Genomic DNA, 9,914 nt, shown 5'->3' on the forward strand with positions numbered 1-9,914 from the left:
TCGGCGGGACGCCGCTGCTCGGGTTCGTCGTCTCCGCCGTCGGCGCCGCCCTCGGGGTGGCCGTCGTCCTCATGCTCCGCCGCGACGCCGTCGGCGGTCGGCGAGGATTCCGCGCGGCCGCCGGTCTCCTGGCGGTCCCGCTCGTCGCGGTGGGCCTGATCGCCGGCGCGGCCCTCACCCCGGCCGGGGAGCACACCGACACCGTGGAGGTCGCGGTGATCCAGGGCAACGTCCCGCGCCTCGGCCTGGACTTCAACGCGCAGCGCCGCGCGGTCCTCGACAACCACCTCGACGTCACGGCCGGGTACGCCGACGACGTCGAGGCCGGCACCCTCCCGCGCCCCGACGTCGTGCTGTGGCCGGAGAACGCCTCCGACATCTCGCCGCTCGACGACCGCCTCGCCGGGGCGCAGATCAGTGCCCTGTCCCGGCGCCTCGACGCGCCGATCCTCGTGGGCACCGTCCTGCCCACGGGCCAGGGGCGCGAGGCCACCAACTCCACCCTCGTCTGGGACGCCCGCGACGACGTCGGCGGCGGTGCCGGCTCCGACCGGGTCGCCGACCGGCACGACAAGAAGTACATCCAGCCCTTCGGCGAGTGGCTGCCGATGCGGGGCCTGTTCGAGGCGCTCTTCCCGATCGCGCAGGCCGCCGGTCACTTCGTCCCCGGGGACGGCGACGGGCTGGTCGCCGCGAACGGGGTCGAGCTGGGCGTGGCGATCTGCTTCGAGATCGCGTTCGACGCCGCCGCCCGCGAACCCCTCTCGCGCGGTGCCCAGATCCTCACCGTCCCCACCAACAACGCGACCTTCGGCCACTCGGCCATGACGTACCAGCAACTGGCCATGTCGCGGGTGCGCGCCGTCGAGCACAACGTGCCCGTCCTCATCGCCGCGACCAGCGGCGTGAGCGCCGTCATCGGCCCCGACGGACACGTGCGGCAGGAGACCGGCATCTTCGAGCCCGCGGTGCTGGCGGCTCAGGTCGAGGTCGGCGGGGCCGGTACAGTGGCAACCCGACTGGGCGGCGTCCCGCAGGCGGTGAGCTGCCTCGTCGGGTTCGTCGCACTGGCCTGGGCGCTGGTCCACACCCGCCGACGGCCCGTGACCCGACACGAGGAGACGTAAGTGACCGAACCGACGACGCCGGGCGGCAGCGCGCCCTCCGCGCGCACGCTGGTGATCATCCCCACCTACGACGAGCGGGACAACCTGCCCGGCGTCGTGGAGCGCCTGCTCGCCTCGGCCCCCGACGTGTCGGTCCTCATCGCCGACGACAACAGCCCGGACGGCACCGGGGAGGTCGCCGACCGGCTCGCCGCCGACGACCCGCGCGGCCGGATCTCGGTCCTGCACCGCGCCGGGAAGCAGGGTCTCGGCGCGGCCTACATCGCCGGGTTCCGCTGGGGGCTCGAGCGCGGGTACACGGTGCTGGTGGAGATGGACGCCGACGGCAGCCATCCGCCCGAGCGCCTGCCCGCCATGCTCGAGGCCGTGGACGGCGGCGCCGACCTGGCGATCGGGTCCCGCTACGTCCCCGGCGGCTCGGTGGTCAACTGGCCGTGGCAGCGCCACGTCATCTCCCGCGGCGGCAACATCTACTCCCGCGTCGTGCTGGGTGTCGGCATCAAGGACATCACCGCCGGCTACCGCGCCTACCGCGCCGACGCGCTGGCCGAACTCGACCTCGACGCCATCGAGTCCAAGGGCTACTGCTTCCAGATCGACATGAGCTGGCGGCTGCTGAACAACGGGCGGCGTGTGGTGGAGGTGCCCATCACCTTCACCGAGCGCACCGTGGGGCACTCCAAGATGAGCGAGTCGATCTTCCGCGAGGCCGCGGTCAACGTCGCCCGCTGGGGCTGGGAGAAGCGCCGCGCGCAGCTGCGAGCGCTCGTCGGGCGCTGAGTCCCCCGTCGGCCGGGCGGTGCGCCCCGCCGACGCGGAACGCCCCGGCCCCCTCGGAAGGGGACCGGGGCGTCATGCCGTCCGGTGGCTCAGCGCGCGCCGGCGCGGCGCCGCTTCTTGAGCAGGTCCATCCGCTCCTTGAGGAGCTCCTCGAGCTCCTCCAGAGAACGCCGCTCGAGCAGCATGTCCCAGTGGGTGCGCGGCGGCTTGCCCTTCTTCACCTCGACCGCGGGGCCGTCGATGAGCTGGCCCTCCTGGCCGTTCTTACACAACCAGGTGCCGGGGATCTCGGCGTCATCGGCGAACGGCACCTCGTAGACCTCGCCGTTCGGCGTCTGGTACCGGGCCATGCGGCGGGGCGCGAGGTCGTGGTCCCGGTCGGTCTCGTAGCTCACCGCTCCGAGGCGGCTGCCCCTGAGGACTCGATCTGCCATGCGAACTCCTTCTGCCGTGTTCGTCTGCGTCAAAGCACTGCGGTCACGTCACCGCGCTGCGGTCAATTCTGCGGATCGACACGACGCTGCGTGGTTCCTGCTCGTATCAACGCCAGAGGAACCCCCAAATGTTCCCACGCCCCGACGCCGCGGGCCACCCCGGGGGCGACCTGGGTACCCTTTCATCCGTGGATTCCGACGTCCGGGCAGAGCCCCCCGCGCCCCGGCGGGGCGAGGCGTCCTGTGCGTGGTGCGGTCGGCCCGTCGACGAGGGCGGCACCGGACGGCGGCGGCGGTACTGCCGTCGCTCGTGCCGCCAGCGCGCCTACGAGCAGCGCCGGTCGCTGCGGATGCAGGATCTGCCCGAGGGGACGGTCGTGCTGTCCGAGGCCGAGTCCACCGACCTCATGGACCGGATGTTCCAGCTGCGTTGCGCGTGCGAGGACCTGCGGACCGCGATCGCCGAGGGCGAGGACCCGGCGGAGCTGGCGCGCATGTCGGAGGACCTCGTGGCGGCAGCGCGCCGAGCCGAGCGGCTGCGGTGAACCGAGCAGCTGCGGTGCACGCTGTCGGCGAGGTCCTGCGGACGTGGTGGGAGCGGTGGCGGCCCTCCGTCACGGGACTCATCGTCGCCGCGCTCGCGGCGTGGGTCTCGCTCATGCCGTCGCTGCTGCCGCGGGCATGGCACTACCAGGGCATCGTCACGGGCGTGTCGATGCTGGTCGGCTACGGCGTCGGCGTGGCGCTCCGGACCCTGTGGCGGCGCGTCGTCGCGCCCCGCATCAACCTGCACCCCGACCTCACCGCGCTGGGGGACCGCCTGCTGGCGTTCGCGCGGCTGTCCGCACCGTACGTATTGGTCGTCTACCTCATCACGGCCACCGCCACGGCGATCCGCTGGCAGGACCAGGTTTCCGACCTCGTCGAGTCGCCGCGCCCACCGTGGGCGGACTACATGCGCATCCCGTGGGTCGCGCTGGGTCTCTTCGTCGCGCTGCTGATCGCCGCCCGGGGCCTCCGGGCGGCGTACCGGGCCTTCGTCCGCGCGGTGCGCCGCCGGTTCGGGATCGGGGAGTACACCGCCCGGCTGGCAGGGGTCGTGGTGGCCGCCGCGCTGCTGCTGGGCATGGTCCAGGGCGTGCTGCCGCGCCTCTTCTTCGACGCCGCCAACCAGATCTTCAGCGCCCAGAACAACGAGGACCTGCCCGACGCCCGCCCGCCGCGCGAACCCGAGAAGTCAGGGGGCCCGGGTTCACTCGTGGACTTCGAGGACCTGGGCCTGCAGGGCCGTCGATTCGTCAGCGGCGGCGTCGACCGGGAGACGCTGAGCGACCTGCTCGGCGAGGAGGCGAAGGAGCCGATCCGGGCCTACGCGGGCCTGGAGTCCGCGCCGACGGACGACGAGCGCTCCGACCTCGTGGTGGCCGAGCTCGACCGGACGCGGGCCTGGGAACGGGAGTCCGTCGTGATCGTGCCGACCACCGGCACCGGGTGGATCAACCCGCACGCGGCCCAGGCGATCGAGCTGCTCTCCGGCGGCGACGTCGCGACGGTGGGCACGCAGTACTCGTTCCTGCCCAGCTGGATCTCGTTCCTCGCCGACCGTGAGAAGGCGGAGGCCGCCGGGCGCGCGCTCGTCGAGTCGGTGGTGGAGTGGCGCGACTCGCTGCCCCCCGACCGGCCGCGGCCGGCGCTCTACGTCTATGGCGAGAGTCTCGGCACCCAGGCCGGTGAGGCGGCGTTCTCGGGGATCCGGGACATCCGCGCCACCGTGGACGGCGTGCTGTGGATGGGCCCGCCCAACTCCAACCGCATCTGGCACTCGCTGGTCGAGCGCCGCGACCCGGGCACCCCGGTCACCGAGCCGGTGTACGCCGACGGCCTGCTGGTGCGCTTCTCCGAGGACCCGGCCGAGTTGCGCGGCGACGACAGCCCGTGGATCCCGCCGCACGTGCTGTACGTCCAGCACGCGACCGACCCGGTGGTGTGGTGGACGCCGGATCTGCTGTTCGACCGTCCCGCGTGGCTCGCCGAGCCCCCGGGCAAGGGCCGCCATCCGGGTATGTTCTACATGCCGGTGCTCACGTTCTTCCAGGTCACTGCCGACCTCGGTAACGCGGTAGGCGGGTCGCAGGGCTACGGCCACCTCTACGATCACCAGATCCTCGACGGGTGGGCGGCCGCGACGGGCCGCGAAGAGTGGGACGACGACGAGTTCCAGCGGTTCGCAGAACTGCACGCCGTCGCCATGCTGAACCAGGAACGCGGCTGACGCCTTCCCCGTCCCGGGTCCGTGTTCTAGCGTTGCCTCGGAGAGAACCGGCCGAGGAGACCCGCGAATGAGCACCCACACCGCAGACACGCACGACATCATCCGCGTCCTCGGCGCGCGGGAGAACAACCTCCGCTCGGTCGACGTGGAGCTGCCGAAGCGGCGGTTGACCGTCTTCACCGGCGTCTCCGGGTCGGGCAAGAGTTCACTGGTCTTCGCGACGATCGCCGCCGAGTCGCAGCGGATGATCAACGAGACCTACAGCGCGTTCGTCCAGGGGTTCATGCCGACGCTGGCCCGGCCGGACGTCGACGTGCTGGAGGGGCTGACCACCGCGATCGTCGTGGTCCAGGAGCGTATGGGCTCCGACCCGCGGTCGACGGTGGGGACCGCGACCGACACCGGGGCCATGCTGCGGATCCTGTTCAGCCGGCTCGCCCGGCCCGCCATCGGCGGGCCCAAGGCGTACTCGTTCAACGTGGCGTCGGCCTCCGGGGTGGGCACACTGAAGAAGGCCGACGGGACCCGACAGAAGGCCGAGTTCACCATCACCGGCGGCATGTGCGTGCGGTGCGAGGGCCGCGGGTCGGTCTCCGACTTCGACATCGACGCGCTCGTGGACCGCTCGAAGTCACTCAACGAGGGAGCCATCACGGTCCCCGGGTACTCGATGGACGGGTGGTACGGCCGCATCTACTCCGGGTCCGGGTTCTTCGACATGGACAAGCCGGTGGGGGAGTTCTCCGGGCGCGAGATGGACGACCTCCTGCGCAAGGAGCCGGTGAAGATCAAGGCCGACGGCATCAACATCACGTTCGAGGGACTGATCCCCCGGATCCAGAAGTCGATGTTGTCCAAGGACGTCGAGGCCATGCAGCCGCACATCCGGGCGTTCGTCGAGCGGGCCGTGGTCTTCACGACGTGTCCGGAGTGCGATGGCACGCGACTCAACGAGGGCGCGCGGTCCTCGCGGATCGGCGAGCACAACATCGCCGACGTCTCGGCCATGCAGATCACCGACCTCGCCGAGTGGCTGCGCGGGCTCGACGAGCCGTCCGTGGCCCCGCTGCTGGGGTCGTTGCAGCACACGCTCGACTCGTTCGTGGAGATCGGGCTGGGGTACCTCTCGCTCGACCGGCCGGCGGGCACGCTGTCGGGCGGCGAATCCCAGCGGGTCAAGATGATCCGCCACCTCGGGTCCGCGCTGACGGACGTGACCTACGTGTTCGACGAGCCGTCCATCGGCCTGCACCCGCACGACATCGACCGGATGAACGGACTGCTGCTGCGCCTGCGGGACAAGGGCAACACCGTCCTCGTCGTGGAGCACAAGCCCGAGACCATCGCGATCGCCGACCACGTCGTGGACCTCGGCCCCGGGGCCGGGTCCGAGGGCGGCGAGATCTGCTTCGAGGGCACGGTGGACGGGCTGCGGGCCAGCGGCACCGTCACCGGCCGCCACCTGGACGACCGCGCCTCTCTCAAGGACTCGGTCCGCGCGCCGGCGGGGTGGATCGAGGTGCGCGGGGCGAGCGCGCACAACGTGCGTGACGTGGACGTGGACATCCCTCTCGGGGTGCCGTGCGTGGTGACGGGGGTCGCGGGCTCGGGCAAGAGCTCGCTCATCCACGGCTCGGTGTCCCTGCGGGAGGGGGTCGTCGCGATCGACCAGTCGGCGATCCGGGGATCGCGCCGCAGCAACCCCGCGACCTACACCGGCCTGCTCGAGCCCATCCGCAAGGCCTTCGCCAAGGCGAACGGCGTCAAGCCCGCACTGTTCAGCCCGAACTCGGAGGGCGCGTGCCCCACGTGCAAGGGCGCGGGGGTCGTCTACACCGACCTCGGCATGATGGCGGGCGTAGCCACAACGTGTGACGACTGCGAGGGCCGCCGGTTCCAGGCCGAGGTGCTCGAGTACCGGCTGGGGGAGCGCAACATCGGCGAGGTGCTGGCGATGTCCGTGGCCGAGGCGGAGGACTTCTTCTCGGCGGGCGAGGCCCGCATCCCGGCGGCCCACAAGATCCTGGTCCGCCTGCGGGACGTCGGGCTGGGCTACGTGCGGCTCGGCCAGCCGCTCACCACCTTGTCCGGGGGCGAGCGCCAGCGCCTCAAGCTGGCCGCCCAGATGGCCGAGAAGGCGGACGTCTACGTGCTGGACGAGCCGACGACCGGCCTGCACCTCGCGGACGTGCAGAACCTCCTGGGCATGCTCGACCGGCTCGTCGACGCGGGCAAGTCGGTCATCGTGATCGAGCACCATCAGGCGGTGATGGCCCACGCGGACTGGATCATCGATCTGGGCCCGGGCGCGGGCCACGACGGCGGGCGCGTCGTGTTCGAGGGCACCCCGGCCGACCTCATCGCCGACGCCTCCACCCTCACCGGGGAGTACCTGGCCCGCTACGTCGGCGGGTGACGACCGCCGCGGGCCCGGCGTCGCCCGCCGCGGCGGCCGCGGGTACAAAGTCCCCATGACCGACTCCCGCACTGTCCCTGATTCCTCGTCCGCCGCCGCGAGCACGTTCGTCCGCGTCTCCGGCCTCGTCGTGGACGAGGTGACCACCACGTCGCTGCGCGGTCACGCGGACCTGGGCGCCGACCATCTCACCGACTGGGGGACCGTGCACGGTGGCGTCTACGCGAGCATCGTGGAGTCCGCGGGCGGGGCGGGGGCCGGGTTCGCCGTCGCCGACCGGGGCCAGATCGCGGTGGGGGTCCACAACGGGACCGACTTCCTGCGCGCCTCCACCGGTGGGAGGGTCGAGGTGACCGCCGAGGCCCTGTTCCAGGGGCGCGGCCAGCAGCTGTGGGACGTGGTCATCACCCAGTCCGAGACCGGAAAGGTGCTGGCCCGCGGTCAGCTGCGGCTCCAGAACGTCGACCGCCCGGACAACACCGGGCGTGCCGCCGCCACGGGCCCCGCCGCGGGCTGAGGTAGGCCACCCGGGGAGCGGCGTGCCGTGGAAGCGACGTGCCGTGCGGAGCGGGGGACCGACTCACCCGAGTCCGGCACCCACCCGTCGGCACTGCTCGCGGATCCGCGCGTCGGCGGGATGATCCGGCTCGGTGGGCCGCCACCCGGAGGGCAGCTCCAGCTCGGCGAGGTCCGTCCACTCCTCGGCCGTGCCCGTGACGGCGTCCCGGTCGCGTGCGCCCAGCAGGAGGTACCCGGCGTAGGTGACCGCTTCCGCGGTCCGCGACTCGGGGGAGTCACCGTGTCCGTCCGCGATCAGCAACGAGTTGCTGCTGTTGAGGTCGCGGAGCGCGGACGCCAAGGTCGGTTCGTCCGGAGCCAGTTCGTCGCCGCGCGTGTACCGGGCGATCTCGCGGAGCGCACGCCGGGTGTCCGCGCGAACGGCCCGGTGATGCGCCCGGCAGCCCAGTCCCCAGAGGACGACCAGCGCGACGAGCACACCCACGACCGTGTCGAGCAGCCGCTCGCCGACCAGCGGCAGCGGCTGGTCCGGGACGTCGCCACCGGAGGCGATGAGTAGCGCGAGCGGGGTGATGAGCGTGACCGCCAGACCGTAGTTGCGGGTGACCAGCAGTTCGATCGAGAACTGCAGCACCACGATCAGTCCGATGAGCCACCAGCCCGACGGTTGCAGCGCGGCGACCAGTAGGAACACCCCGAGCCCCGCGACCGTGCCGGTCAGCCGGTGCAGCGCCCGGTAGGTCCGTGCCACGCGGGGCCCGCCCTGGTGCAGGACGAGCGCGGAGAAGGCGATCACCCAGTACAGGTGCGGCTGGTCGGACCCGGCCAGGAGGGTGAGCAGGACGATCGACACCGCGGTGGCGGTCCCCACCGACGCCGCCACCGACCACGGCTCCCCGGGCCACCGCAGCCCGTTCCGCAGTCGCCGTCGCAGCGACCCGATGTGTCTGCGCTCGTCGCGGACGATCTCCCGCTCGGCCCGCCCGGCCGCGGCGGCGGACGGCATCTCCACATCTGCGGATTCGGGGTCCCCTTCGAGCCACCGGCCGGCGTCGGGATTGCGGGGATCAACGCCCCAGGGTGGCCGGGTCGTCCCGTCGACGAGAGTCCGAGGGAAGAGGAATACAGCTGCTGCTTGAACCTGCAAAAGTTCCACATCGTTCCCGCTCGAGTGGAGGCATGGGCCAACGCACTCGTCGACCGAGGATGGGCTCGGCGGTCCACTGAGCACGACTCCCACTCAACCGACGAGTTCAGCGTCAGAAGAGTTGTGCTCCGCCCGGTGGCCACTGGGTCCGTCGCACTCACATTCTCAATCTACGATTCCCCCGACCCGGAGTCGACGTTGAACGTAGTGATCGCCGCCGGTGACCCACCCTTCGATCTCGCGGAAGTGCCTGGCTGCGGGTGCGATGCGTGCGATCACGGTTCCGCCCAGTTGCTCGAAGACCTAGATCAGTGGGTGCTATCAGTCGTCGACGGGTCACTTGTGGTCAACCCCGCAGATGACCTTGTCGTCCGGACCTCCTTCGGCGGCGGTGGTATGGTGACTCGCGGAGACGCAGATATACCTTCGATTGTGGCCGCGCCATGGGCGCAACAGTGGACTCCACGTCCCGTCTTCGCAGGACCGGCCCCCTCCTTCCCCGGCACAGGACGCTTCCCTCGCACTGTCATCGGCATCGCCATTCAGCGGGTACTAAATAGCCTCCTCCGCAAGCCCGACACCACGCAGTCAGAGACCTACTACTGGCCGGAGAAGCCGTGACGACAGACTTCCGACTTCACCGCAAACGGGGAAGAGATCAGCGCCGCCAAACGAAGCTGCAAAATTCCGCCAAACGAAGTTGAGAGTCACAGCTGGGTCCGGCTACTACCGCTGGGTCACTAGGGTACACATCAACGGGAATCGAGGCCTGAAGTCCCTGATGTCGAGGTCACCGTCGCCCCTGCAGTAGCTCGATAGTCTCAAGCTAATCGGCGCTCACGCACGGAGGCGTCATCTGCGAGAACTCCTGCGGTATTCGCGAATCCAGATTCCCGCCATCGAGACGGCTCCTCCTACCGCCAGAGCCATCCCTACCGCCGCGGCGACACCTCCCCACTTCGAAGGGTGGATCACTCCAAGCGCCCCCCTCTCGCCGTCCGCATAGCCCCTTGCCGAACATATCCATCCCGGAGGGAAATAGGACCACGCTGCCCTCCATTCAACCACTGAATCGGCCTTATCAATTATTGCCTGGTATTCGTCGCGCTGAGACTGGAGGGCCGGCGCGTCGGAATAAGTGCTACGGCATCCGTTATTGTCGCCAACGTCTGGGCCTCTTACCTGACTTCCACAAGTTGACGCTGTTCTAGCATTCGGG

Annotated in this window: 8 protein-coding genes; 6 read left to right on the top strand and 2 right to left on the bottom strand. The window is 70.7% G+C overall.

Going from position 1 to position 9,914, the window contains the following annotated elements; genetic code table 11:
- Both lnt and G6030_RS06320 read left to right on the top strand, forming a co-directional pair.
- Positions 1-1,127: apolipoprotein N-acyltransferase (gene lnt / locus G6030_RS06315; RefSeq protein WP_182642545.1), on the top strand; the 1,127-nt coding region annotated here is incomplete at its 5' end.
- Positions 1,128-1,907 (top strand): glycosyltransferase, encoded by a 780-nt coding sequence (locus G6030_RS06320; RefSeq protein ID WP_182642546.1) that lies wholly within the window; start codon positions 1,128-1,130, stop codon positions 1,905-1,907.
- Positions 1,908-1,996: 89 nt separating this feature from the next.
- Here G6030_RS06320 and G6030_RS06325 read toward each other — a convergent pair whose 3' ends face one another.
- The gene (locus G6030_RS06325) at positions 1,997-2,341 is read right to left on the bottom strand and encodes an RNA polymerase-binding protein RbpA (RefSeq protein WP_061228740.1); all 345 of its coding nucleotides are present in this window, start codon (positions 2,339-2,341) and stop codon (positions 1,997-1,999) included.
- Between the two features lie 188 nt (positions 2,342-2,529).
- On the opposite strand from G6030_RS06325, the gene G6030_RS06330 reads away from it, so the two are divergent.
- From G6030_RS06330 to G6030_RS06345, 4 genes are all read left to right on the top strand, one after another.
- Positions 2,530-2,886, top strand: coding sequence for a hypothetical protein (locus G6030_RS06330; RefSeq protein ID WP_043569149.1), 357 nt, complete (start codon positions 2,530-2,532; stop codon positions 2,884-2,886).
- 14 nt (positions 2,887-2,900) lie between these two features.
- The gene (locus G6030_RS06335; protein WP_182642547.1) at positions 2,901-4,613 is read left to right on the top strand and encodes an alpha/beta-hydrolase family protein; all 1,713 of its coding nucleotides are present in this window, start codon (positions 2,901-2,903) and stop codon (positions 4,611-4,613) included.
- Positions 4,614-4,680: 67 nt separating this feature from the next.
- A complete protein-coding gene (locus G6030_RS06340) occupies positions 4,681-7,029 on the top strand; it encodes an excinuclease ABC subunit UvrA (RefSeq protein ID WP_182642548.1) in 2,349 nt (782 codons plus the stop codon).
- Between the two features lie 55 nt (positions 7,030-7,084).
- Positions 7,085-7,546, top strand: a complete 462-nt coding sequence (locus tag G6030_RS06345) for a PaaI family thioesterase (RefSeq protein ID WP_182642549.1) — start codon at positions 7,085-7,087, stop codon at positions 7,544-7,546.
- Between the two features lie 63 nt (positions 7,547-7,609).
- Here the strand turns inward: G6030_RS06345 and G6030_RS06350 are convergent, their stop codons facing one another.
- Positions 7,610-8,554: an FUSC family protein gene (locus G6030_RS06350; protein ID WP_182642550.1), complete on the bottom strand. Its 945-nt coding sequence runs from the start codon at positions 8,552-8,554 to the stop codon at positions 7,610-7,612.
- Positions 8,555-9,914: the final 1,360 nt, after the last annotated feature.

Origin of the sequence: Dietzia sp. E1 (assembly GCF_014145015.1) — a bacterium.
Taxonomy (GTDB): domain Bacteria; phylum Actinomycetota; class Actinomycetes; order Mycobacteriales; family Mycobacteriaceae; genus Dietzia; species Dietzia cinnamea_A.